Raw genomic sequence first — 23,185 nt, 5'->3', positions numbered from 1 at the left:
GTGCACCCCGGCCCTAGGCGATGGCCATCGGGCCGGTGGTGCCGGTGACATTCCATCCGGTTCCGGGCTGGTCATGCACGACGTAGGTGAGCCAAGTGGCGCCGAGACAGGCCACGTAGCCATTGATGCCCACGGTCACCTGGTCGTCATCGCCGTCGATGGTGCCGAGGGTGATCAGGATTCCGCCGTCTCGTACCGTGGCACAGCCGTCGGTGGTGTCCAGCACGCTGGCCTTGTCGGAGATGAAGGTGACAGCGGCGGTTGGACCGAGCGCGGCAGTGATGCGGACCTTGACGTCCGACGGAAGGGGCCTACCCGCGAGTGTGTCGCCGGTGGGATCGCCGGCGTCGGATCGAACGCTGTCGAGTACGTACACGGTGGTGAAGGTCTGGTCGGGGAACGAGTTCTCCGACGGGGTGTTGAGGTAACGACGCAGGACCTGCTCGTACACCTCGGCTTCCCTCGTATCGGTGGCCGAAGGTGAGGCCGGGACGGATCCGGCCTGGGTCGGCACGGCTTGGGAGTCCGGTGGCAGCGGTCGAGCACATCCAGCGGCGAGAAGCATGGCGAGGACGGCGATGGTGGGCATGCGTCGCATGCGGCTTCGACGACCGTGGTGTCCGCCCGGTTCCGGCGCCAAAGGTCGACGATCTTTGCCGTACGGCAATAGAAGTTCCTCAGGTTCGCCACGCGCGCGCCGACGTGTCGGTACGAACGGCTACGGGAAGGATCATGCCGAAGTGCCGCAACCGACATCGGCCGGCCGCGAACGCGGTCTGCTGCTCGCCACCGCGACCATCGTGGCCGTCAACGCCGCGTGGCTGGGGGCCGGGCTCGTCCACGTCTGGACACATCCGTGGGTCGGCTGGCTTCCGGTGCCGGTGACCGCGCTGCTGGCCGGACGGGCCTGCTGGACAGCGGGCCGCAACGTCGACCTGGACGAGGGCACTCGCCGGTTCTGGCGGCACATGACCGTGGCCTGCGGACTGCTGGCTCTCGGCATCGTGGCGAACGCCGTCGACGCCGTCGGTGGCCCGGCCCCGTCCCAGCAGATCGGGCCGGTCTCGCTGGTTCTCTACCTCGGTGTCCTGGCGATGGTGCTGTGGGCGCTGCTGCGGTTGCCGTCCTGGCAGCGGAGCCGGGGCGACTGGATCCGGTTCGGTGCCGACGCGGGGATCGTACTGCTGACGGTCGGGACCTTGATCTGGAATTTCTCGCTGCGTGACCACGAGCGGTGGGTCGCCCAGACCGGCACCGCCGGGCCGATGCTGACGATCAGTGTCGTCGCCGGTCTGTCGATGGCGACGTTCGTGAAGGTCGCTTTCGCGGGAGCGGGGCGTCTCGACCGGCGTGCGGTCTACATCCTGGCCATCGGGAGCGCGGTCAGCAGCGCGTGGGGCAGTCTGTCCCCGCTGCTGATCGACCGGCCGTACCTGTCCACCAGCCTGATCGCGGTACCGGTGGCGGCGTTCAGCATTCATCTGGCGGCGTTCAGCCAGCAGCGGGCCGGTGCCCGGGAGCCGCGGCCACGCCGTACCCGACCGCGGATCAGCCTGGTGCCGTACCTGGCCATCGCCGTCACCGACATCGTGCTGCTCACGACCGACATCGACGATCCGGTCCAGGTCCGGGCGATGGAAATCATCGCGGTCGCCCTCACCGCTTTCGTGGTGTTCCGGCAGGTCATCGCGTTGCGTGACAATCAGCGGCTGCTCGGCACCGTCGACGGGCAGCTCAACCAGCTGCGCGCCTACCAGGTTCGCCTCGCCCATCAGGCCACCCACGACAGCCTGACCGGCGCCGGTAACCGGGCCCTGTTCGAACAGCACACCAGCGGGCTGCTCGCCGACGGTGAAACCTTTCACGTCGCTCTGCTCGACCTCGACGACTTCAAGGCGGTCAACGACCGGCTCGGCCATCACGTCGGCGACATGCTGATCCAGGAGACCAGCCGGCGCCTGGCCGACACCCTCGGCACCACCGGACTGCTCGCCCGCCTGGGCGGTGACGAGTTCGCCGTGGTGATCGAGTCCGCCGACGACCTTCCCGCACTGCTCGAACAGCTGATGGCCGCCCTCGAACAGCCGGCGGAACTGGAAGGCGCCACGTTGCGCTGCGGAGCCAGCGTCGGCGTCACCACCTCCCGGCCCGATGACGACCCGGCCGAACTGCTCCGCCGCGCCGACGTGGCGATGTACGCGGCCAAGGGCACCGGCGGCAACCGCTGGCAATGGTTCGACCCGGCGATGGACCTGGCCGCCGACGACAGCGCCCGACTGGCCGCCGACCTGCGCACAGCCCTGCGCGACGATCAGTTCTTCCTGGTGTTCCAGCCGATCGTCAGCCTGCCCGGCGGTGAGGCGGCCGGCGTCGAGGCGCTGTTGCGCTGGCAGCATCCCGCGCGTGGACTCGTACCGCCGGACGTGTTCATCCCCGTCGCCGAACGCATCGGCGTGATCGGCGAACTCGGCGCCTGGGTCTTCGCCCAGGCCTGCCGGCAGAACGCGGCCTGGGCCCGGTACGGCGCCACCGCCCCGACCCGGATCAGCGTCAACGTGTCGGCCCGGCAACTGGCCGACCCCGGGTTCGTCGACACGGTCGCCGCCATCCTCCAGGAGACCGGCGCCGACACCCGTCGCCTGCTGATCGAAGTCACCGAGACCGCCGTCCTCAACGCCGACACCGCCATCGAGCAGCTGCACCGGCTCAAAACCCTCGGTCTGCGCGTCGCACTCGACGACTTCGGTACCGGGCATTCGTCGCTCAGTCTGCTGCTCACCTGCCCGGTCGACGTCCTCAAGGTGGACAAGTCATTCGTCAGCGGCGACACCGCGGGCCGGGCGGGCGCCATCATCGTCAAGAACATCATCGGTTTCACGACCGACTTCGGCATCGCCGCGGTCGCCGAAGGCGTGGAGACCGCCGAACAGGCCGAGCACCTGCACAGCGTCGGGTACCGGCTCGCTCAGGGCTACCACTTCGGCCGGCCGATGGCCGCCGAGGCATTCGAGGACCGGTACCTCAACACCCCGGCACTGGTGCAGCTGTCACCCGCCGGGTTGTGATCGGGCGCGCCACAGCGATCTGCGGTCGATCCGGCTGGTCGGCATGATGTGCTCCGGAACGCGGCCCGCGCCCGTCCCCGGTGCTTCACATGAGGCCGCCCTCCAGCGAAAGAAAGCGAACTCGACCATGACGGAATCCCCGGAAACGTCCGAGGCGCGCCGGGCCGCGCTCGTCGCCACGCTGCGCGAGAACGGCTGGGTACGCACCGACGAAGTCGCCCGGGCCGTCCTGGCCGTACCCCGTGAGATTTTCCTGCCCGAAGGGGTGTCTTTGGACGACGCCTACGCCGTCGACCGTGCCGTGATCACCCGGCGTGACGAGAACGGTGTGGCGCTGTCGTCGGTGTCGGCGGCCTACATCCAGGCCGCGATGCTGGACCAGGCGTGTCTGAAACCCGGTGACCGGGTTCTCGAGATCGGGTCGGGTGGCCTCAACGCCGCATACGTCGCCGAGCTCGTCGGCTCCGGCGGCACGGTGGTGAGCGTCGACATCGACGCGGAGGTGACCGGCCGGGCGCAACGGCTGCTCGGCGAGGCCGGCTACGGCGACCGGGTGCGGCTTCTCACCGCCGACGCCGGGCAGGGCCTCGCCGGTGAGGACCCGTTCGACGCGGTCATCGTGACCGTCGGCATGTGGGACCTGGCCCCCGGGCTACGGGGCATGCTGGCTCCGGACGCCACCCTCGTCGTGCCGCTGATCATGAACGGTGTCACCCGTACGATCGCGTTCCGGCACTCGGGTGGGCCGCTGATGAGTACGTCGGTCGAGGTGGCCGGCTTCGTCGGGTTGCAGGGCGCCGAAGCGCACGCCGACGAGGTCTTCACCCTGCTGTCGCCTGCCGGCCACAGCATGCGGGTCCGGTTCGACTCGGGTGTTCCGGTCGACATGAGTGTGCTGGACGACGCGCTCGCCGGTGAGCCGGTGACCGCCGGGTCCGGAGTGACCGTGGCCAGCGGCGAGTCGTTCGAAAGGTTGAGCCTTTGGCTCGCCTGGTTCCTGCCGGGCTTCTGCCGGGTCGAGGGTGACGATGAGGTCATGGCCGGGCCCGGCGGTCGCTGGTTCCCGTTCGGGGTCGTCCGCGACGCCGGCGTCGCGTACCTGACGCTGGATCCGACCGACGGCCGGCACGAGTTCGTCGCCCGCGCCTACGGGCGCGACGCCGCCACGGCTGCGGCCACCCTGGCCGAGCAGGTCCGCGCCTGGGACCGTGACGGCCGCGGCAACGCCGACGTCACCTTCGGCTACTGGCCCGAAGGCACCGACCGGGCCGCGCTTCCCGCCGACGCCGCGGTTCTCGACAAGTCCCACGGCGTCGTCACGATCTCCTGGCCGGGCCGCGGCGCCGCGTAGTGCGCCATGACTTCACTGCTTCGTCAGGCCGTGGGAGCCGGCTCATCAGGCTGGGTGCAACTCAGATCTATTTCGTCGCTTCCGGACGCCAGGGCGGCCTGCGTATCTGAGCCAGTCGCGCTGCTGCCTTAAAGGTTCCGGCACGCATCTCACCTTCGAGGTCATCGATGCGGTTCTGCTCAGCCAGCAGGTCGACCAACTTCATGGCCGCGTGCAAGTCGCCGGCGTCGGCGCGCTGCCGCAACTCCTCCACCCGTTCGTACTCGGCCAGCCAGCGGGCCAGCGGTCCGGCCGCGGACACCTCGCCGGCGTCGACGCGCTGCCGCAACTCCTCCACCCGGCCCTGCGCGACCAACAGGTCAGCCAACCGGCCGGCCGCGGACGAGTCACCCGCGTCGACGCGGTCCCGCAACTCCTCCACCCGGCCCTGCGCGACCAACAGGTCAGCCAAACCCATGGCCGCGAACGTGTCACCCGCATCGGCGCGTCGCCGTAATTCCTCCACCCGGCCCTGCTCGGCCAGCAACCCGGCCAGCCTCGCAGCCGCGAAAGTGTCACCCGCATCGGCGCGTCGCCGCAACTCCTCCACCCGGCCCTGCTCGACCAGTAAGGCAGCCAACCTCCCGGCCGCGAATACGTCACCGGAGTCAGCGCGTTGCCGCAACTCCGCCAATCGACCCTGCCCGGCCAACAGGCCAGACAATCGGAGGGCCGCCGACATGTCACCGGCGTCGGCACTCTGCCGTAACAGCCTGGTCGCTTCCTCGATCTGGTCCTGCTCGATCAGCAGCTCGACCGCGATCCCATCCTCGGGCTGTTGCCTACGTTTCTCCGCCTGACGCTGCTCAACCAACCACTTGGCCGCGTACTCATCGCCGGCGTCGGCACGTTGTCGCAACTCCTCCACCCGGCCCTGCTCAACCAGTAGGCCGTTCAACTTCGCGGCCGCGAACACGTCACCGGTGCCGGCTTGTCTGCGGTAGAGGCCGATGGCGTGTTCGGGCTGTCCGCGGCGTTCGGCGTTGTCGGAGAGCCGATACCAGTCGTGGGGATGGTGGGTGACGAGGGCCTGCCATACCGGGTCGGGAACGGCTTCGGTACGGCGGATGGTGCGGGCGGTCTGGTGAAGGTAGTCGGCGGTGAGATAACCCGCGATCTGGCCCATGCCCACCGGTACGGGGGTCAGGCAGGACGCGGCACCCTGCACCGGCTTGACGGCATACCGGATGGCCTGGCCGAACCAGTCCGGCGGGGCGGTGGCCTGTTGCGCCGGGGTCAGGTAGGCGGGCGCGGCCGCCTCCAGGTAGTCGATCGTCAGGGGTGCCTGAGCGCCGACCCGTCGCGCGTCCAGGGCCGCGGTGATGACCGCCTGGCCGTAACACTCGCCGGCCGGGGCATGCCGCCAGCGGCGGATCAGCTCCGGGCCTGCGGCCAAAACCTGTGTGACCCCGGGGTCGGCATGCTCGAGCGCGATCCGGATCCGCCCGTCGTCGGCCCGCTGTTCGGCACGGCGCCGCTCGTCGATGCTGAACGTGGCCGGCACGTCCATGATCCGGGCCAGTTTCAGCAGCTCCCGATCCTCGGCATGCCGATCGTCCTCACCGGGAACTCGCGGCGCACTGCGGTTGGCCACCTCGTCGGGCCACAGTGTCGCCAGCACCACAACGCCGGCCGCCAGCAGGTCGCGAATCGATCCGGCCGGCAGCCCGCCCGGCTGATCGAGGTAACGCTGCAGCTCGTCCAGCCACACCACCGTCCGCGGCGTCGGAGCCTGAGCGAACGCACGCACCCCCGCCGCGTCGGCCGGGTGCAACAGCCACCACTCCGGTAGCACCGCACCGGCCGCCTCGAACAACGCCCGCGTCTTTCCCACCGACGAACCACCGCAGAGCAACACCATGCCACCGGTACGGGCGGCCGCGTCGACGGTGTTGCGCAGCTCGGCGTCGAAGTCGCGGCGCACATACGGCGGCAGATCATCGGTGCCCGCGGTCACCTGGATCGAGGCGTGCACCCCCAGCCGCCGCGGATCGGCCTCCCGCACCCGGCGGGCGCCGGCCGGCCGTCGCTGGTGCCGCGTCTTCACCCGCTCCCACGCCGCCAGCCACGGATCCTGGTCGGGTCCTCGGACGCCGCACACCGTCAGGAACGTGACCACCGTGTCCCGCTCCGGCACCGACTCGGCCTTACTCACCAGGGAGTTGAGGGTGGCCTTGGACAGCGCAGGCCGCCGACCTCCACGTGGTGGCAGCTGTTCCGCCGCTTTGATCAACGCGGCGTAGGAGCGGGTCCCGCGCAACGCGCCGAGCGCTGCCGCGAGCTCGGGCAGCGTGTGAACCTTTTCCGGATCGAGGCTGGGACTGCTGTTCGGTGGCTGTTCGGCGAACACCATCTGCCCAACGTAGACCGTCGTGCCCATCGCGGTGGTCGACCAGCAGTCCGCCGCAGCTGGCCCCGGTTATCCGGTTCGGCTTCGTTCACCACCCGTGCCGAACACCCTGACCTGCTGCTTCAGTCAATCCATACAGGGGCCCGGCCGGCCACCCCGCCACCACCAACGCGGGAGCACACCATGATCGACTGGACCGTCATCGCCCAGACCATCGGCGACCTGCTCAACCTCGCCACCGCCGTCATCACCCTGATCGCCATCCGGTCCCAACGACACGAGAAGTAGCCCCAGCCTCGTTACCGGAACGCCGATGATGGTCGGTCATCGACGTGACCTGGCTGGCCGGAGCGGCCCTGGCGGCGACCGTCACCGTGGCGGTGGCCGCTCGCCCCGGCCTGCGGCCTCGTATCTGCCGGGGTCGATGGGCGTGCTGAATCATGATTTCGTGACGGCGGGCTGCGCTGCTCTACGGTTCGATCGGTGCGGTGCCGGTCGCGATGATCAGCTCCCTGTGTCGGTTGTGCGGCGAGGGTGTTGGCGGCGGATCTGGTCGGTGTGGCCGGTGATGGCGTTGATCTGGGCTGCCAGGTCGGGGTGGCCCGGTAGGTGCTGGTGGGTCGCGGCGAGGAGGTCGGGCAATGCGGTCGCGTCCGGGTCGCCGAGGGCTTGGTGCAGCTGGGCGAGGTCGTCGTCGGCGGCGGCGTCGAGGTCGGTCAGTGCGGTGATCTGGCCGGCGAGCCGGCGCAGGTCGGCGGTGTTGTCGTTGGCCCATTGGGCGACGGCGCGGTGCACGGCGCGGCGGTCGCGTTCGGCTTGGACGCGGTCGTCTCGGGTGTCGTCAGGGCGGCGGGTGGGTGCGGCGGTGCTGCGGAGGTAGCGGCGCTCGGCGGCTTGGCGGCTGGCCACGCCGAGCGCGGGCGCGAGGGTCTGCCAGGAGACTCCCGCCGTGCGGGCGGCGGCGATCAGGACCGGTTCGAGGCCGGCCAGTTCAGTCTGGGCCCAGCGCAGCAGGACCAGGGCGTTGAGCAGGTCAGGGCCACTGACAGCCGGGTGGTCGGCGGTGGTCTGGCCAGCCGCGTGTGCGGTGGCCACCAGCACGGCGGTGACGTCCGCGAGATCGCGCTCGGCGGGCGGCGGGCCCGCGCTGGTGGCCCGTGCGTCGAACATGTTCTCGTCCTCCTGACACGTCATCGTTGAGATGACGAAGCGCTTGTCATCGTCGCGATGACGTGTTAGAAAGACGGTATCGCGCATTGACTGCCAAGTCGAGACAGCAGGAGGTGGGAGCCATGTTGATGCGCAGCGAGCCCTTCACCGAGGTCAACCGGATCGCCCAGCAGTTGTTCGGGGTGCCGGTGACCGGGACCTGGTCCCGGCCGACGGCGATGCCCGCCGACGCGTACCGCAACGGCGACGAGTTCGTGATCGCGTTCGACCTGCCCGGTGTGGATGCCGACGGGATCGACATCGACGTGGAACGCAACGTGCTGACCGTGCGCGCCGAGCGCCGCCCCATCGCTCTGGGTGAGCAGGCCACGGCGCAGCTGAGCGAGCGCCCGCTCGGGGTGTTCTCACGGCAACTTTTCCTCGGCGACGCCTTGGACACCGACCACATCGACGCCGCCTATGACAACGGCGTGCTCGTCGTGCGGATCCCGATCGCGGAGAAGGCCAAACCCCGCAAGATCAGCGTGGCCGGACGAGAGCACACCAAGCAGAAGGTGATCACCGGCTGACCTGGCGGTTCGCCAAGGCCAGCTTTCCCTTCCCAGTAGGACCGGACGTGGCGGGTGGTGACCGGCATGACCAAGGATCCCGTAGCGCAGGCGGGCACCGCGTTGTCCCCCGAATGGGACCGCGGATTCGACGAAGAGTTCACCGAAATCATCAGCGGCGACCCGGAGCTGGTCCGCGCCGAGTTCGACGCGCTCATCAGCGCCAGCTTCGACGAACCTCCCCCGCCGCCGGCACCATCCGCCCCCTCCGCCGCCCAGCCGGCACCCTCGCACCCACCATCCGGCATCTCTCCGGTGCCGGCGGCAGACGATGGCGGCCACCCGCCCGGCGCCGAAGGCAACAACCCACGCTCGCCGCCCTGACACTTCCCGGGCGAGTCACTGAACCCGACGAACGCCGGTCATCTCCCCCGAGACCCGGTTTCACCCCTCCACCGCATCCCTCGGGGCCGACACGAGATCGTCGGCCCCGAGGGATCAACCGGCCCGGGGCACAACGCGGGCCGCGGGAGTCCAGGACCACTTTGCTGCCGGTGGTGGCACCGGGCGGCAGGCCGGCGTCGCGACACCTTGCCGGCGACGGTGATCGCGAGGGCGAAATGACCGTTACGTCAACTGGTCGCCGTCGATCGTCACGGTGATGGCCGTACCGTCCGGGCCGGTGACGATGTCGAGGCTGCGGCACAACCGGCGGATGATCCACAGGCCGCGGCCGCCCAGCGTCTGCGGCGGGACCGGCTGCGTGCCCACGGTGTCCGCTCCCGGCAGACCAGGCCCGCTGTCGGACACCGTACACACGGCGGTGTCGTCCTCGACGTGCAGCAGCAGTGTTCCCGAGGCGCCTCCGTGCCGCACGACGTTGCTGGCCAGCTCACCGACGACGATCATGACCGCTTCGCGCAGCGTTTCGGAGAACGGCGTCATGTGGGCCGCCACAGCGGATCGCAGGCTGTAGAGGTCGCCGCCGGTGAAGGGCTGTTCGAGGTGAGCGTGCCTCACCCGAAGGCCCTCCGGCTTCGGTTCGGGAGCGCTCATGCGTCGGTAGTTGCCCGGATACGCAGCAAGCCACTCCCGCCGCACAGCGTGAGCATCTTGGCGACGAGCGGACGGCAGTGCACGGTCACCTGCCGATCGGCCGGCAGCAGGGCCGCTGCCTGGGTGATTGCCCCGGCGCAGGCGGCGTCGATGTATCGCAACTGGCGAAGGTCGAGATCCACGGCGTGGTCGAGTCGTATCGTCTCGGCCAGCGCGAGGGACAGCTCGTCCAGGCGCTGGAAGTCGAGCTCGCCGGCGATGCGCAGGCCCGGCGGACGGTATTGGCGGCAGATCCGCAGCAACGGGTGCTCGTAGTAGACCTGCGCAGCGACGGCCTCGGGGTGGACCTCCGCGGTGACCGCGAGGGTGACCGGGTCGAAGATGGTGCGGTCGTACTGGCAGATCGCGGTCAGCCGGTTGTCGACGGCTCTCGACGCCAGGCTGCGCTCGAATCGGATCAGCTCCTGGGCGGCCGCGCCGGGACGGGTCACCCAGCCCATGTCGGCGGTGATGCGCACGCCCGGCGCGCCGGCCGCCCCGGCCGAGGCGAGTTCGTCGTCGACCAGGGCCAGGAGCCGCTCGGCGGTGATGCCGTCGTGCCAGGTCCGCGCGAATTCCGCGATGCGCAACTGGCCGGTGGCCAGCGCGCTGTCGCAGCCGACCGCCCGGCCGTCCAGCTCCCGGGAGAGGTCGGCGGCGCTCACCGCGTCGGTCAGGCACACCACCCGCTGCCGGGTGTCCAGGCCCTCGGCGACGAAGGCGGCGATCAGGTCGAGTCGCTCGTCCTGATCGGTGAAGGTGAGGCAGGCGTGGGCGCCGGCCGTCAACTGATCCATCGACAAGGATCGCGCCATCGGTTGATCTCCGCCTTTCCGAGGTGACCGCTACGATATCCCGGCCCGTTTGACAGGCCCGCATCGTGATCGAACACGCGACCATACGGTCATCGTGTCGGTGGGCCCGTCCCTGCTTCCTCGCTGCGCCGGGTCCCCCGCGTCGACCACGCCACCCGCCCGGTGCGGCTCCTGACGGTGGCGCCCGGTGCCGCACACGCCTTCGACAACTGGGCCGAGGATCGGCCTGCTGACACGACCCGCCGCAATCCTCGCCTCGGGATCGATGGCCTACGCGCATTTCGTCGCGCATCAGCCGAACGGACTGCCGCCGGCGGCCAGACGAGTATGTGAGATGTCACAGGACTTCGCGGGCAAATACCTGACTAAGCAGTTACTGTTCAGTCAGGCGAATCCGGCAGGCATCCAGGCCCGCCGAGAACGGAGGCTCCCATGCAGCGACGGTCGACACCGGCCTATCAGGGACGACGACTCCCCCGGCCGGATGAGGAACTGACCGACCAGGGTCTCGGATTCGACCTCGCCACCATCCTCGGCCGCCGCCAGCTCCTGCGCGCCGTCGGCGCCGGCGCTGCAACGCTCGGCATCGCCGCCTGCACCGAACAGCCCGTCACACGACCCGGCAGTGCGGCTCCGAGTCGGTCCGTGGCCCGGCCCGAGGCCTCGCAATCAGCGGCGCTACCGGCCGAAATCCCCGAAGAAACCCAGGGCCCGTTTCCCGGGGACGGCTCCAACGGGCCCGACATCCTCGAGCGCAGTGGCGTGATCCGCAAGGACATCCGATCCAGTCTGGGCAGTTCAAGACTGGCGGAGGGCGTCCCCCTAGACCTCGACCTGACCATCCACGACCTGTCCGCCGACGGACGACCGCTGACCGGCGCCGCCGTCTACATCTGGCAGTGCGACAGCGTCGGCCGCTACTCGATGTACGGCGACGGCGTCACCCAGGAGACCTTCCTGCGCGGCGTGCAGATCACCGACAGCAGCGGCCGAGTCGGTTTCACCAGCGTCTTCCCCGGCTGCTACCCGGGCCGCTGGCCCCACATCCACTTCGAGATCTACCCCGACCGCGCCAGCATCACCGACCACGACACCGTCCTGGTCACCTCCCAGCTCGCCTTCCCCCAAGACGTCTGCGAGACGGTCTACGACTTGGCGGCGTACGGGCGGTCGGCCACCCACCTGTCCGGCGTGACCCTCACCAGCGACATGGTGTTCCGCGACGACCAGGCCGCCCTGCAGACCGCCACCGTCAGCGGAAACGTCGCCGCCGGTTACCGCGCCGCCCTCACCGTCAGCATCACCGCCTGACCCCCGCACCACACCGCCAACAACACGGCAAGACGTCCCCTGCACAGCATTTAGTTGAAGGTTGAAGCTTCCTGAGGGAAGCCCAGCAGAAGGAGTCCACATGCTCGACCGACGATCGCTGATGCGCGGAGGCGCCGGAGTCGCCTTCGGCGCCATCGCTCTCGCCACCGTCGCCGCCGGAGAGGACCCGGCCCTGGCCGGTACCCGCCTGCAGGAACTGATGGGCGACCCCGCCCAGACCGGCGAAGAACTGCCCTGGCCCTCCGGGCTGACCCGCCAGGAGCACCGCCACCTCAAGACCTTCGACGAACTCGACTTCGTCGTCTACTCGGGCCAGCAGTGGGACCGGCTGCACGAGAGTCACGCCGAGAACATCCGTGTCCACTACGCGGACGGCCGCTTCACCGACGGCATCGACCAGCACATCGCCGACCTCAAGGGCCAGTTCGTCTGGGCGCCCGACACCCGCATCAGCAAGCACCCGATCCGGATCGCCAAGGGCACCCTGACCGCGGTCACCGGAGTCGTCGCCGGCACCTTCAGCCAGCCGATGCCCGACGGCCAGGGCGGCACCATCGCCCCGACCGGCCGGCGCTTCGCCGTCAACATGGTCACCGTCGGCATCTGGAACCGCCGCGGCGTGATGAGCGAGGAGTTCCTGTTCATGGACAGCGGGACCTTCACCCGCCAGATCGGCCTCGGCTGATCCCCTGTCGAGGATTGTTGTCAAGGGCGGGCCACCTCGACGGCTTGTGACCGTGCCGAGGAAGGTTCATGTGGGGAAGGTCGCCTCGTTCGGATGCCTTGAGCGTCTTTTTGATCATGTCCCGCAAGGGCTTGTCGAGGAGCCTTCCCCGCCCTGCTCTTCTTGCTGCCGCGCTGCCGTGGCGGATCTCCTCGGTACGAGATCACGACCAGGGCGATGGTGAACCACGAATTCCGAGGTCACCGATCAGTCGTTGCCGGGTGTCCCCATCGGGGGTGCGGCCTCGGGCAGGGGTTCGGTGTTGCGGCTACTGAGGCCGTCGAGGGAGATGCGCAGTAAACACGACATCAGAGCTTGCGGTGGCCGGAAAAGCAGGCACGCTGCTGCTGGAACTCGTCCTCGACCAGCCAACGCATCGCAGGACTTCACACACCCGCCCGGCCCCTTTGCGGATCGGCCGAACCAGCCTCTCATGCGGCGGTCACGCCACGGCAGGATGGCCTGGTGACTGAACAGCGTCTCCCCGGTGGAAACGATGGTGGCGCGGTGCGGATCGGTGACACGGTCCGTCGCGTTCCCGGGCCCTGGACCCCGGCAGTGCATGATCTGCTACGCCATCTACACGACGCCGGCTTCGACCGGGTGCCCCAAGCGATGGGCTTCGACGAACAGGGCCGTGAAGTGCTGTCCTTTCTGCCCGGCACGGTGGTCGGATCGGCGCGGCCGTGGCCCGGCTGGGTCCATGGCGACGATGCGTTGCGGCAGGTCGCGCATTGGTTGCGTGACTTCCACACTGCTGCCGCCGGTTTCGTTCCCCCGGCCGACGCGATCTGGCGGTCGGGGACGCAGTGGCGGCCCGGCCTGATCATCGGCCACAACGATGCGGCACCGTACAACGCTGTCTGGACCGGCGAGCGTCTGGTCGGATTCTTCGACTGGGACTTCGCGGGCCCCGTCACGGTCGAGTGGGACCTGGCGTTCACCGCCTTCGCATGGGTACCGCTGCACGCGCGCCACGTCGTGACCGCGGAGGGTTTCACCGCCTTCGCCGAGCGCCCCCGCCGGCTGCGGTTGTTCCTGGACTCCTACGGCTGGGACGGCTCGGTCGCTGAGTTCATCGACATCGTCCGTCAGCGGGTACACGCCTCCGCCGAGGGCATCCGACGGGCCGCCAACGCCGGTGATCCAAGCTTCGTGCGGATGATGGCGAATGGCGTACACGCGAATCTCGAGACCGCAGTGACAGAACTGGCCGAGTTCACCGTGGCCTGACGGCGAAGCCGGCCACACCATCCGGATCCGCCGCGATCCGCACGGAGACCGGCCGCCGCCGTAACGATCGATGGCGACCACGGCTGGCCGACGCCTTTGTCGCGCCGATGAGAATTCCTTCGATCATGCCAATTCGATTTCCGCGAATCGCCATTTAGGGCCAGCGTGGCCGGAATCATGAATCTTCTGGCCGGCCTGGAGAAATCACCGGCAGAGATGGTTCAGGCAGACCATCTTCGGGATCTTGATAGACCTCGCCAGGTGATCTCATTCCCACTTCGCGCCTCACTTCGACATACAGTTCCGCCAAACACGACTTCATCTTGCGATGAAGAAGCTCCGCATCCTTCAGCGAGCCCACGGCGGCGGCCCGGACGAGCCAATAAGCGTGGTGGGATACGTGTCGAGCCGCCTCCTGAATACCGCGAGATTCGGCAATCAGCCGCAGTCGCTCGTATGCGATGTTGATCTCGGAGTGAGCATCCCTCATCTGAGCGAGAACGGCGTCGTCAGCCGGACCCGGATCTAGGTTGATCCAAAGAATACTGATACGCGAAACCTGGCCGGCGAGCGACACGGCAACCTCGCGTAGATCCTTTTTCCGAGCCCTATCGTATTCGCGCCTAGACCTTGCAAACTCGTTCACCAGAGCACCGAGCACGCCGATCAACGCACCGACGATTACAAAAATAGCCTGCGACACAGCCGACTCCAAGACACACAGTTTTACATGGCGACGACAAAATCTCATCCTAACACTGACCCGCGAGGGGCATCCACACCCGTCAGTTGAGCCACAACAATTCACGCAGAACAAATTCCGAACATGGGCAACCCCAGACCGAGCCGGAATGCCCGCAGAATCGCGAGCGTCGAGCCACAATTCGAAGAAGGCCGACGCCAGCCGCCCACCAACGCCGGCCCCACGCATCCGCCATCTGCGCACGTGTCATGAACGTATTCAAGATCCCTTGTACCGCGACCACCCCCGCCACAGCCCGAGACGTTACACCCCGACATGAAACAACGACACGACACAAAACTGCGAATACAGAAGTAAACGATCGGAACAACCACCGAGAACCAACAGCATCCATCATCCGGGGTAGCGCGTCTCGGCCAAGATCGGAATAGCTCTCGTGCCGCAGAGAACGCCCGGCGTGACGACCGGTGCGTCGGCCGAGGTCCGATCGCGGCGATGGCCGGGCAGGTGACGGAGTTCGCCCACCAGTCCAGGTGCCAACGGTCAGCGTCCTTGAGCCGCGGAATCGCCGTGCGTGACCCGAAGGTAGTAACCGTCGGGGTCAGCGAGCCGGAAGTCGTGCAGCCCCCACGACCGCAACCCCAACTGTTCACTGATCGCTGCCCGCTGCCGGCAGTGCTCATACAGCGCCCGCAGCTCGTCCAACCCGTCGACCTCGAGGACGATCTCGACGCCGGCCCCCTTGTCTCCCGTGAGCCGTTGTCTGGTGAATCCCCGCCCCACCGTATGTTCGGGCAGCTTCGCCACGGGACCGAGGCCGAGCACGACAGCACCTCGACGGAGACTGACGTAGTCCTCGGCGCGTCGGTCGACCTCGAACCCGAGAACATCGCAATAGAAACCGACGCTGACATCCATGTCGTCGACAAACAGTTCCATCCGAAGCCGCATTCATCGATGATCCATCACTCTTCTGCACATTCGCATCTGCGGCCGATCGCGTATGGCGAAGCCCGGGCGCACCGAACCCATGGCAGGTGAATGAGCGGCCTACCAGTCGGGATCCCTGCGACGCCTGGTCCGTCGCCTGGCAGTCCTCTTCCACGGCGCCTTCTCCCTCGTCGGACGACTTTCCTTCAACGTGGCGGTGGCCTGCCGACAGTGCCGGGCGAGTAACCCGTCCAGGGAAAGGGCGACCGTTCGTGAAGCGCACCTTCGTCGTCGCTGCCGTCGCTGTGGGCCTGTCGCTGACCGGCTGCGCCGCCCAGGACGCCCCGGCGTTGCCGGCCGCGAGTGCCGCGCCGGGCGCCGACGCCCCTGCCGCCGCGGCCATGTCGGTCGAGAAGGCCGGAGAGACGTACGCGAAGCTGAGCGCCGCTTCGAACGCCGCCCGGGAGAAGTGGATGAGCGCCCCCGCACCGACCAGTGCGAACCTGGCCCGGCACAAGAAACTCGCGGCCGGTGCGGCCAAGGCCACCACCGCCTTCTCCAAGGGACTTCGCAAGAATCACTGGCCCACCGACGTCCAGCCGATCATCGACGCCTTGGACGAGCACCTCCAGAAGCGCGCGGCCGCGTACCGCAAGGCCTCCGAAGCCGACACTGTCGCCGACTACCTGGTGGCGGCCGGGAAGGTGCCGGTCACCAGTTCCCTGACCGGCCAGGTCCGGGAGGCGCTCGGCTTGCCGGAGTCCGCGGTGGTCGAAGGTGTCAGCCCGGGCTAGGTGAGGGCTGATGCGGCTTGGGCAGAAAACTGGTCCGCCGACCTTTGCTCCCGCGGCCCGTCATGGAGATCAGTCTTCGACGCGACGACACCGACGCACCTACCTGCCGCCGACAACCCGCTACTGGGACCGTGAAGGGTGCGGATCGTCGGCATCCGGTGACCAGTAGAGCGTTGCGGACCACCATGGGCCGTCCTCGGTTATCTCCTGGGCGATCGTCAGGTCGAGGATGTCCATGGGGTCGAGGTCGCGATTCTCGATCTCGTCCGCGATTCGCCTCAGCAGCCTGGGAAGATCGGTGCTGCCATCGTCACGCGGGTTAGTCAGGCTGAAATGCCGGGAGGCCCAGGATTCGGTCACTCATCGATCTTGGTACGCCACCCGACTTCTGGATACTCGTTTATCACGTCACCGGCGCGGCCGCCGATGTCACGCAGTGCCGCCTGGGCGAACCCAGATCCGGAATGTGGGCCGCGGGAGACTCCGGCATTGCAACCCGGGCTGCCGCGGTGATGGTGGTCGGGTTCGGCTATCGCGATCACCCGGCACGCCTGGGGCTGGCTGATGCCACCCCGAACGGGTCCCAACCTCGCCCCGCCGACGCGGACTGGCCGGGCTTTTTGTACCTTTTACGGGCACTCATCCTTTTTAGGATTGCCCAGCTGTACGCATGAAGCAGGCGAGGAAAACTCATGGCTAAATACACGATCTTGCGCAATATGAGTCGACAGAACATGGCGGGCCCGTTCGAGGCCGCGATCTCCGAACGGGAGGGCACCGCGCCCAGCAACGCCAAGATCGAGGTCGAGTCGCTGGACAAGCGGGACATCCGCACACTCTCTCGCGATCCGCAGGTGCGGGCCATCGCGCCGGTCATGCCGATCACACTGGTCCGGCCGGTGGACATGGAAGGCACCCAGCCCGAACCGGAAGCCGCCGCGACCGGCCCGACCTGGGGCGTCAAAGCGGTCGGCGCCGACGTCTCGGCCCTCACCGGTTCGGGGGTCACGGTGTGTGTCCTGGACACCGGAATCGACGCCGGGCACAAGGCGTTCAGCGGCGTCACGCTGGTGCAGAAGGACTTCACCGGGTCCGGCAACGGCGACAAGCAGGGCCACGGCACCCACTGCGCGGGCACCATCTTCGGACGCGACGTCGACGGCACCCGGATCGGCGTCGCGCGCGGAGTCACCAAGGCGCTCATCGGCAAGGTCCTGGGCGACGACGGCAGCGGCAGCACCGACGGAATCCTCAGCGGCATCCAATGGGCGGCAGTCGAACAGAACGCCCACGTCATCTCGATGTCCATCGGGATCGACCTTCCCGGATTCGTACGGCAGCAGGTGGAAGCCGGCATGCCGGCGGACCTGGCCACCTCCGCCGCGCTTCAGGCGTACCGGGCGAACGTGCGGGCCTTCGACGCGTTGATGGGGATGGTCCGCAGCCGAGAGGTGTTCGAGAACGGCAGCGTGATCGTCGCAGCGGCCGGAAACGCCAGCCGCCGGCAGGTGAACCCGGACTTCGAGATCGGCGTCGAGATGCCGGCCGCCGCGGACGGCGTGATCTCGGTCGCGGCCCTGCAGCAACCCGCCAGGGCCCTGCAGGTCGCCCCCTTCTCCAACACGTTCGCGAACATCAGCGCTCCCGGTGTCGGCGTCATCTCCGCCAGGCTCGGCGGCGGACTGCTCAGCCTCAACGGCACGAGCATGGCCGCGCCCCACGTCGCCGGAATCGCCGCACTGTGGTGGGAGCAGATCCTCACCACCGCAGTACCCGCGACGACGGCCCGCGCCGCAGTGGTCGCCAAGCTGCTCGCCAGCGCGACGACGAACGGATTCGCGCCGGGTGTGGACCCGGCCGACCGCGGGGTGGGCCTGGTCCAGGCTCCGTAGCGCGCCGGAGCTGATCCTCGGCGGACCCGGGCGGTGGCCCGGTTCGGCCATCCAGCATGGATAGTCCCGCGTCGACGGCGGGCCGCGCCCGCTGGGATGTCCGTACTTCTCCGCACAGGTAGGTGCCGTGCCGGATCCCGCCGTACAGCGCGGGATCCGGTCGAGGAGCCGGCCGATGACCGCTCGGCCGGCTCGCCAGTTCGGGGCTTGCCATGACAGCGAGTAGTGCTGCTGCTGAGCGGGTACGGCTGTTGGTGGACTGCAACATTGCTTGGATCCGAGGTTCGCAGCAGGACGGCAGCCAGGCGCATGGTTGCCCTCGAAAGGGCCGCCATCCCAGGGGCCGCACCGTGTCAGACCGACTCCTCCAGGAACGCGTCCACCGCGGCGTTACCCTGATGCCTCCGCAGTTTCCTCCGGAGCACGCCGATCCGGTCGTCGGCGCGCACCGACCCGGCCTGGCGGGACAGGCGTAACGCCTTCGTCGCCGCGGCCGCCGCCCGGTCTGCCTCGTTCGCCTGCTCCAGGCTTTCGGCCATCCACGATTGGTAAAGCGCCGTCTCCCGGCCCGTGTCGTCGCCGTACCCGGCAATCGCCCGCTCCAGGATCGGCACCGCCCGCAGCGGCCGACGGGTCTCGGTCCACACCCGGCCGGCCATCACCTCAACCTCCTCCGGTGACAGCCAGTAGACCCATTCCGGCTCGTCGTCGGCTGGTTGCTGCCCGTCGTAATCCCTCTCGACCTTCACCAGCGCCTTGTCGGCGGACTGGGCGTCACCGGCCCGCGCGGCAGCCCATGCCACCCGTTCCCCGAGCAGCGCCCGCGTTTTCGCTGTAGCGACGTGGCGGGCGCCGGCGTACGCGGACCGGGCGAGTTGCACGGCCTGCTTCGGGTCGCCCACGTTCGCAACCTGGTAGGCGAGGCTCGACAGGTTGTTTGCGGCGAGCGCCGTGTCGCCGCCCGCGTGAGCGGCGCGCACGCCGAGCAGGTAGATCCGCTCGGCCTCGGCATACCGGCCGGCGTCGGAACTCGTCCAGCCGGCCAGCTGCGCCAGCTCGCCGACCGCGACGAGCAGGTGCCGGCCGATCTCCTCGGTGTATGAACGGGTGCGGAGCAGGTCGAGGGTGGCCGTGAGTTCGGCGGTGACCATGGCGTAGGTGTCGGTGCCGCCGACATGGTCGTCGAGCAGCCGAAGTTGCCGTACCCGCTTCTGTACCTGGCGCACCAAGCCCATGCCGATACGGCGTCCGGCCCGGGACTCGGTCACCTGCGGGGGCTCGGCGAGTAGCCACTGGTGGGCGAGGCGGCCGGCGTTCTCCGCCGTCGGCTTCACCGCGACCAGTTCACCGGCGAGGCGCTCGGTGTCCTCCGGGTGCCATAGGCCGCCGTCGAGGATCCACGGCTGGTGGAGCATGACGGCCAGAGCGCCGCCGGTATCGAGCTTGTCGTCGAGCATCGCGACCGTGGCCAGGCCTGGCGGGGGCCGGTCGCCGGACTCGATGCGGCTGAGGTGGCCGAAGTCGATCAGCGCCAGCTTGGCCAGGGCGCGCAGCGATAGGCCGCGCGCCTCGCGGTAGCGGCGTAGGGCCGCTCCGAACGTTTCCACAGGCTTGCCCCCTGTGCTTGTCCCGCGTCCAGTGTTGCCGGTGTTGCCAACCGCGCGCGACCCCCTGTGGCAACGCGATTCTGCTTTCAACCCGCCTGGGTGATCGCAAGGCTGGTCGTAGCGGCGGCGGGCATCTCGAGGCCTTGAGCAGTCTCGTGTTCGTCGTCGCCCCGAGTCGGCGGCGGGCGTCCCGTGATGCGCCCGCCGCCTCCCTGATCGGAGGCGAGCGTGTTCACCGAGATCGTGCGGCGAGTGATGTGGCGACGGCGGCTGCGTCGGGCCCGCGCCTGGCAGGAGGCCGAACGCACGCAGGCGGCTGAGCACAGCGCCGCGGTGCGACGCATCCTCGACCAGACAAGACACGCCGCGTGAACCGGTCGATCCTGGTCGAAGGACCACGCGCACTCCCGGCCGGCGGCCGGGTAGGGGTCTGGGTCGACACCGGATCCGGACCGGGCCACGTGAAACAGGTCGGCGTCGACCGCCTGGCCCTGGCCGACCTCGACGACGGACAAACCAGCCGGGCGATCTACGAACTCACACCCGCCGCAAGCGGGCCCACATGAACAGTGCCGAGACACAGCCGGCCCTGCGCGAGGCCGTCGACTCGCCGGACTACCCGTTTCCGGCCTGCTCCGCACCCGACCGGTTCGCCCGCCTGCTGGCCGGACTGGTCCCGACCTGGCGAACCGAACCGTTCGACCCGGACGCTCCGGACCTCTACCTGGCAGCACTCGCACCCGACAGGTCGGGCAGCAGCGTGGCCATCATCGCGGGCCAGCCCGACGCCGACGGATATCGGACCCACCGACAATGGACGGTCGCCGGCCACGGACCACTCCTGAGCGCCGAACTCGAACTCCCCTACACCGCCGGCCCACCGGAATTCGCCGCCGCACTCCGGGTCCTTCACGCCCTCGGCGCCCTACCGCCACCCCGAAAGGGATTCCGGCCTGGGCTCGGCCCGGCTCCTGCTGCGCCTGCGCGATCAGCCGGGTCCGCAGCGGGCCAGGTCGTGACACCGTCGGACCCAGCGGCGGTGAGTGGCTGTGGCGATGCCGTGCACCAGACGGGCGAGGCCGGCTGCTCCCTCGGTGTCGTCGGCGCGGCGGACAATCGTGAGGATCGGCCCGACCTCGTCGAGTTCGACGCCGGCCCGGCGTAGCACGAAGTGCAGGACCAAGCCGCCCAGGCGGGCGTTGCCGTCGTCGTACGGGTGGAAGAACGCGACATCGAGATAGGCCCGTGCCGCGCGCGCCGCCACCGGGATCGCCAGGTCGGTGGCTTGCGCCAGGCACGACTCGTACCGCTGCCGGGTGTCGGCGTGGAGCCCGTACCGCTCCCGGCCGTTCTTGGCGAAAGCCGGGTCCCGCCGGAAACCGGGGGCCGGGATGCCCAGCAGCATGCCGTTCCAGCGGGCCGTCATGTCCGCGGTGAGGCCCGGGCTGGTCGCCGCCGCACAACGGACCTCGTCGTACGCGGCCAGGAGCAGACCTCGCCGTCGCGGGTCCGCACCGGTCCCGGCATGGGCGGTGAACCCGTCGCGGACAGCGAGAATCGGTGTCGGCAGGTGGGCGACGATGCTGCCCCACGGTACCTGTTCGCGGACATGCAACCAGGTCGTGAGCTGGTCAGGCACCCGCCACCTGCCCGGCCAGGAGCTCGGCCACCGATGCGACGGTCTTCCGGTCCGGCTCGACCCAGCTGGCGAACCGGCCGCCGATCGCGTGATCGAGAAGCTCCTCACGGCGGCCGGGGGCGATGCCGGCCGCTTCCAGAAACCACCCGAGGACGGTGGTGCAGCAGCCGTACCAGCCGGAGTCGTACTGGGTACGGTCACCGACCGCGGTCACCAGGTGCGCCACCGCACGTTCCCAGCCGTCCAGGTCGTCGACGGCCAGCGGCAGGAAACGGTCGAACCGTTCCGCGATGTCCTCCAGCCAGTCACGCCACTCGATCAGTGCGGCGCCGACGGCAGCGGCGGTGGCCTCCGGGGTCGTGACGGAGTGCGAGAAGCAGCACCAGTGGCCGACCGGCCCGCCGTCGAGGTCGCCCTCGCCCACCGACCAGCGCCAGCCGACCGCCCACAGCCCGTACCGTTCGGCGAAACCGATCGATACGCTTTCCAGCCACAGGTCCCGCAAGCGCCAGTCCGCCTCCTGCGCCGGGATGTTGCCGGCCGTGACCAGTTCAGCGACAGCGGCCGCGACCGTCGCCGGGTCGAAGTCCCGCCCTCGCGGGTCGACGTCGGCCCAGCTCAGGTTCCGCGGGTAGGGAATGGTGCTGGTGAACCGTCCGGGGTCGGACCGGCTGATGCCGGGTGCCTTCACGGCCCGCCAGGCAACCGGATCGCCGGTGCCGTCCGTCGTGGGCGGCGCTGCGGCGGCGAATCGGCCGCGGGCGTCGGTGGCGAGTTCGACGGTCAGCTCGTGCCAGGCCATCACCGCCTCGGCGAGGCGATCCAAGGTCTCGTCCGGCGTCGTGATCGGCAGCTCCACGCTCCACCAGATCGGGATGACGCCGCGACCCGGGTAGTCCTCCATCACCACGGTGTGCTGCCAGCCGACCACCCACTCGCCGAGGCGCTCGACCAGGGCTTCCGTCATCCGGTCCCACCAGAGGTCGGCGAGCCGCCAGTCGGTGCCGGCCGGCGGCACCTCAGCGGCCGGAGGCAGCGACCGCACCAACTTTGTCAGTTCGGCCGAGCCGATATGGGGCCGGGTCGCCGGGTCGACGTCACGCCACGTGAGGCGCCGAAACTCGGGCAGGTCGACACGGTCAGTGGGCAATGCGTGATCCTTCCGTCGGGCAGCCCACCAGAATATCGAACCCTGTGCCCGAGTTCGGCGGGTGCCATCGAAGATCGGTCAGGTGCTCCGAAGTCACTGAGCCAGATCAGAAAGGCCGACGGCCAGCACGGTGCCGAGCGTCAGCGCGGTCACGACCATGACGGCTCCCAGACGAGGCCTGCCGGTGGTGCCGTATCCGACGAAGGCCGCCGGGCCGCACGCCGCGAAGGCGAGGAACAGCAGCACGCCGGCCACCCCGCCGCCGGTCGTCGGTTGCAGACCGGACGTGACGCCCGCGACGACCCCGACGACCACCGCATGCGCCAGCAGGGTCGACAGCACCGGGACCGCACGTCGCCCCGGCGCGAACAACCGTCGCGCCACGACGATCAGCGCCGCCACGTACACGACGAGGGCGACCACGGTCCCGACGAACAGGCCCCAGAGGAAGGCGGCGAGTTCCGCCCAGCCGTTGCCGGCGTCGGCCATCTGAACGGCAGCCACCACGAAACCCACCAGCACACCGGTCACCGCGGCGATGACGAGAGCCAACACCGGCGCGCCGGCCAACGCCCACAGCCGACGACCCTGGACCGGCTCGGGCACAGCACCGGCCGGCCGCGGGCCGCCCGCCGGATCTGCGGTCACTCGACCCCTCCTCGGACATCCTCATGGTCGACAGTGAAACGCCGCATCGCTGCGTCGGCCGTGCCGGGATCGCAAGCGGCGAGAAGCACGGCCGCCATTC

23 protein-coding genes are annotated in these 23,185 nt (G+C 69.1%); 11 read left to right on the top strand and 12 right to left on the bottom strand.

Annotation, left to right across the window (positions count from 1 at the left end):
* Window positions 1-13 precede the first annotated feature (13 nt).
* Complete coding sequence (locus ACFO0C_RS43520; protein ID WP_378072729.1) at window positions 14-451, bottom strand: hypothetical protein; 438 nt, start codon at window positions 449-451, stop codon at window positions 14-16.
* A 289-nt stretch (window positions 452-740) separates the two neighbouring features.
* Here ACFO0C_RS43520 and ACFO0C_RS43515 point away from each other — a divergent pair, with 289 nt between their 5' ends.
* Together ACFO0C_RS43515 and fxlM are read left to right on the top strand one after the other, a co-directional pair.
* Complete coding sequence (locus ACFO0C_RS43515) at window positions 741-3,065, top strand: putative bifunctional diguanylate cyclase/phosphodiesterase (RefSeq protein ID WP_378072728.1); 2,325 nt, start codon at window positions 741-743, stop codon at window positions 3,063-3,065.
* A gap of 127 nt (window positions 3,066-3,192) precedes the next feature.
* Complete coding sequence (fxlM, locus tag ACFO0C_RS43510) at window positions 3,193-4,416, top strand: methyltransferase, FxLD system (protein WP_378072727.1); 1,224 nt, start codon at window positions 3,193-3,195, stop codon at window positions 4,414-4,416.
* A 67-nt stretch (window positions 4,417-4,483) separates the two neighbouring features.
* Here fxlM and ACFO0C_RS43505 read toward each other — a convergent pair whose 3' ends face one another.
* Window positions 4,484-6,808 (bottom strand): hypothetical protein, encoded by a 2,325-nt coding sequence (locus tag ACFO0C_RS43505; RefSeq protein ID WP_378072726.1) that lies wholly within the window; start codon window positions 6,806-6,808, stop codon window positions 4,484-4,486.
* Between the two features lie 501 nt (window positions 6,809-7,309).
* A complete protein-coding gene (locus ACFO0C_RS43500; RefSeq protein ID WP_378072725.1) occupies window positions 7,310-7,975 on the bottom strand; it encodes a hypothetical protein in 666 nt (221 codons plus the stop codon).
* Between the two features lie 122 nt (window positions 7,976-8,097).
* On the opposite strand from ACFO0C_RS43500, the gene ACFO0C_RS43495 reads away from it, so the two are divergent.
* Both ACFO0C_RS43495 and ACFO0C_RS43490 read left to right on the top strand, forming a co-directional pair.
* On the top strand, window positions 8,098-8,544 hold the full coding sequence (locus ACFO0C_RS43495) for an Hsp20/alpha crystallin family protein (RefSeq protein ID WP_378072724.1): 447 nt from the start codon (window positions 8,098-8,100) through the stop codon (window positions 8,542-8,544).
* Window positions 8,545-8,601: 57 nt separating this feature from the next.
* The gene (locus tag ACFO0C_RS43490; protein ID WP_378072723.1) at window positions 8,602-8,907 is read left to right on the top strand and encodes a hypothetical protein; all 306 of its coding nucleotides are present in this window, start codon (window positions 8,602-8,604) and stop codon (window positions 8,905-8,907) included.
* 243 nt (window positions 8,908-9,150) lie between these two features.
* On the opposite strand, the gene ACFO0C_RS43485 is transcribed toward ACFO0C_RS43490, so the two are convergent.
* Window positions 9,151-9,543 carry an ATP-binding protein gene (locus ACFO0C_RS43485; RefSeq protein ID WP_378072722.1) on the bottom strand — a complete coding sequence of 131 codons (393 nt, stop codon included), beginning with the start codon at window positions 9,541-9,543 and terminating at the stop codon, window positions 9,151-9,153.
* 32 nt (window positions 9,544-9,575) lie between these two features.
* Window positions 9,576-10,415 (bottom strand): MEDS domain-containing protein, encoded by an 840-nt coding sequence (locus tag ACFO0C_RS43480; protein WP_378072721.1) that lies wholly within the window; start codon window positions 10,413-10,415, stop codon window positions 9,576-9,578.
* A gap of 450 nt (window positions 10,416-10,865) precedes the next feature.
* Here ACFO0C_RS43480 and ACFO0C_RS43475 point away from each other — a divergent pair, with 450 nt between their 5' ends.
* The 3 genes from ACFO0C_RS43475 (at window position 10,866) to ACFO0C_RS43465 (ending at window position 13,722) form a co-directional block, all read left to right on the top strand.
* Entirely contained in the window at window positions 10,866-11,744 is an 879-nt protein-coding gene (locus tag ACFO0C_RS43475) for an intradiol ring-cleavage dioxygenase (RefSeq protein ID WP_378072720.1), read from the top strand.
* 100 nt (window positions 11,745-11,844) lie between these two features.
* Complete coding sequence (locus ACFO0C_RS43470; protein ID WP_378072719.1) at window positions 11,845-12,450, top strand: ester cyclase; 606 nt, start codon at window positions 11,845-11,847, stop codon at window positions 12,448-12,450.
* Between the two features lie 354 nt (window positions 12,451-12,804).
* Window positions 12,805-13,722: a phosphotransferase gene (locus ACFO0C_RS43465; RefSeq protein WP_378072718.1), complete on the top strand. Its 918-nt coding sequence runs from the start codon at window positions 12,805-12,807 to the stop codon at window positions 13,720-13,722.
* A 175-nt stretch (window positions 13,723-13,897) separates the two neighbouring features.
* Here the strand turns inward: ACFO0C_RS43465 and ACFO0C_RS43460 are convergent, their stop codons facing one another.
* On the bottom strand, window positions 13,898-14,425 hold the full coding sequence (locus ACFO0C_RS43460) for a hypothetical protein (RefSeq protein WP_378072717.1): 528 nt from the start codon (window positions 14,423-14,425) through the stop codon (window positions 13,898-13,900).
* A gap of 543 nt (window positions 14,426-14,968) precedes the next feature.
* On the bottom strand, window positions 14,969-15,376 hold the full coding sequence (locus ACFO0C_RS43455; protein ID WP_378072716.1) for a VOC family protein: 408 nt from the start codon (window positions 15,374-15,376) through the stop codon (window positions 14,969-14,971).
* Between the two features lie 251 nt (window positions 15,377-15,627).
* On the opposite strand from ACFO0C_RS43455, the gene ACFO0C_RS43450 reads away from it, so the two are divergent.
* Window positions 15,628-16,149 (top strand): hypothetical protein, encoded by a 522-nt coding sequence (locus ACFO0C_RS43450; RefSeq protein WP_378072715.1) that lies wholly within the window; start codon window positions 15,628-15,630, stop codon window positions 16,147-16,149.
* 120 nt (window positions 16,150-16,269) lie between these two features.
* Here the strand turns inward: ACFO0C_RS43450 and ACFO0C_RS43445 are convergent, their stop codons facing one another.
* Entirely contained in the window at window positions 16,270-16,509 is a 240-nt protein-coding gene (locus tag ACFO0C_RS43445; RefSeq protein WP_378072714.1) for a hypothetical protein, read from the bottom strand.
* Between the two features lie 359 nt (window positions 16,510-16,868).
* On the opposite strand from ACFO0C_RS43445, the gene ACFO0C_RS43440 reads away from it, so the two are divergent.
* Window positions 16,869-18,041 (top strand): S8 family peptidase, encoded by a 1,173-nt coding sequence (locus ACFO0C_RS43440; protein ID WP_378072713.1) that lies wholly within the window; start codon window positions 16,869-16,871, stop codon window positions 18,039-18,041.
* 353 nt (window positions 18,042-18,394) lie between these two features.
* On the opposite strand, the gene ACFO0C_RS43435 is transcribed toward ACFO0C_RS43440, so the two are convergent.
* Window positions 18,395-19,648, bottom strand: a complete 1,254-nt coding sequence (locus ACFO0C_RS43435) for a helix-turn-helix domain-containing protein (protein ID WP_378072712.1) — start codon at window positions 19,646-19,648, stop codon at window positions 18,395-18,397.
* Between the two features lie 228 nt (window positions 19,649-19,876).
* Between ACFO0C_RS43435 and ACFO0C_RS43430 the strand changes: the two genes are divergently transcribed.
* The gene (locus ACFO0C_RS43430) at window positions 19,877-20,020 is read left to right on the top strand and encodes a hypothetical protein (RefSeq protein ID WP_378064690.1); all 144 of its coding nucleotides are present in this window, start codon (window positions 19,877-19,879) and stop codon (window positions 20,018-20,020) included.
* Entirely contained in the window at window positions 20,017-20,214 is a 198-nt protein-coding gene (locus tag ACFO0C_RS43425) for a hypothetical protein (RefSeq protein WP_378072711.1), read from the top strand. The genes ACFO0C_RS43430 and ACFO0C_RS43425 overlap by 4 nt, the downstream gene beginning before the upstream one ends.
* A 422-nt stretch (window positions 20,215-20,636) precedes the next feature.
* Here ACFO0C_RS43425 and ACFO0C_RS43420 read toward each other — a convergent pair whose 3' ends face one another.
* The 3 genes from ACFO0C_RS43420 to ACFO0C_RS43410 all read right to left on the bottom strand — a co-directional run bounded on the left by ACFO0C_RS43420 (window position 20,637) and on the right by ACFO0C_RS43410 (window position 23,085).
* On the bottom strand, window positions 20,637-21,287 hold the full coding sequence (locus tag ACFO0C_RS43420; protein ID WP_378072710.1) for a hypothetical protein: 651 nt from the start codon (window positions 21,285-21,287) through the stop codon (window positions 20,637-20,639).
* A complete protein-coding gene (locus tag ACFO0C_RS43415; protein ID WP_378072709.1) occupies window positions 21,280-22,437 on the bottom strand; it encodes a hypothetical protein in 1,158 nt (385 codons plus the stop codon). The genes ACFO0C_RS43420 and ACFO0C_RS43415 overlap by 8 nt, the downstream gene beginning before the upstream one ends.
* Window positions 22,438-22,530: 93 nt before the next feature.
* Entirely contained in the window at window positions 22,531-23,085 is a 555-nt protein-coding gene (locus ACFO0C_RS43410) for a hypothetical protein (RefSeq protein WP_378072708.1), read from the bottom strand.
* Between the last annotated feature and the right edge of the window lie 100 nt (window positions 23,086-23,185).

Source organism: Actinoplanes subglobosus (assembly GCF_042650585.1).
Taxonomy (GTDB): Bacteria; Actinomycetota; Actinomycetes; order Mycobacteriales; family Micromonosporaceae; genus Actinoplanes; species Actinoplanes subglobosus.
Note: the sequence above shows the minus strand (reverse complement) of the source record. Positions and strands in the feature narration are given on the sequence as shown.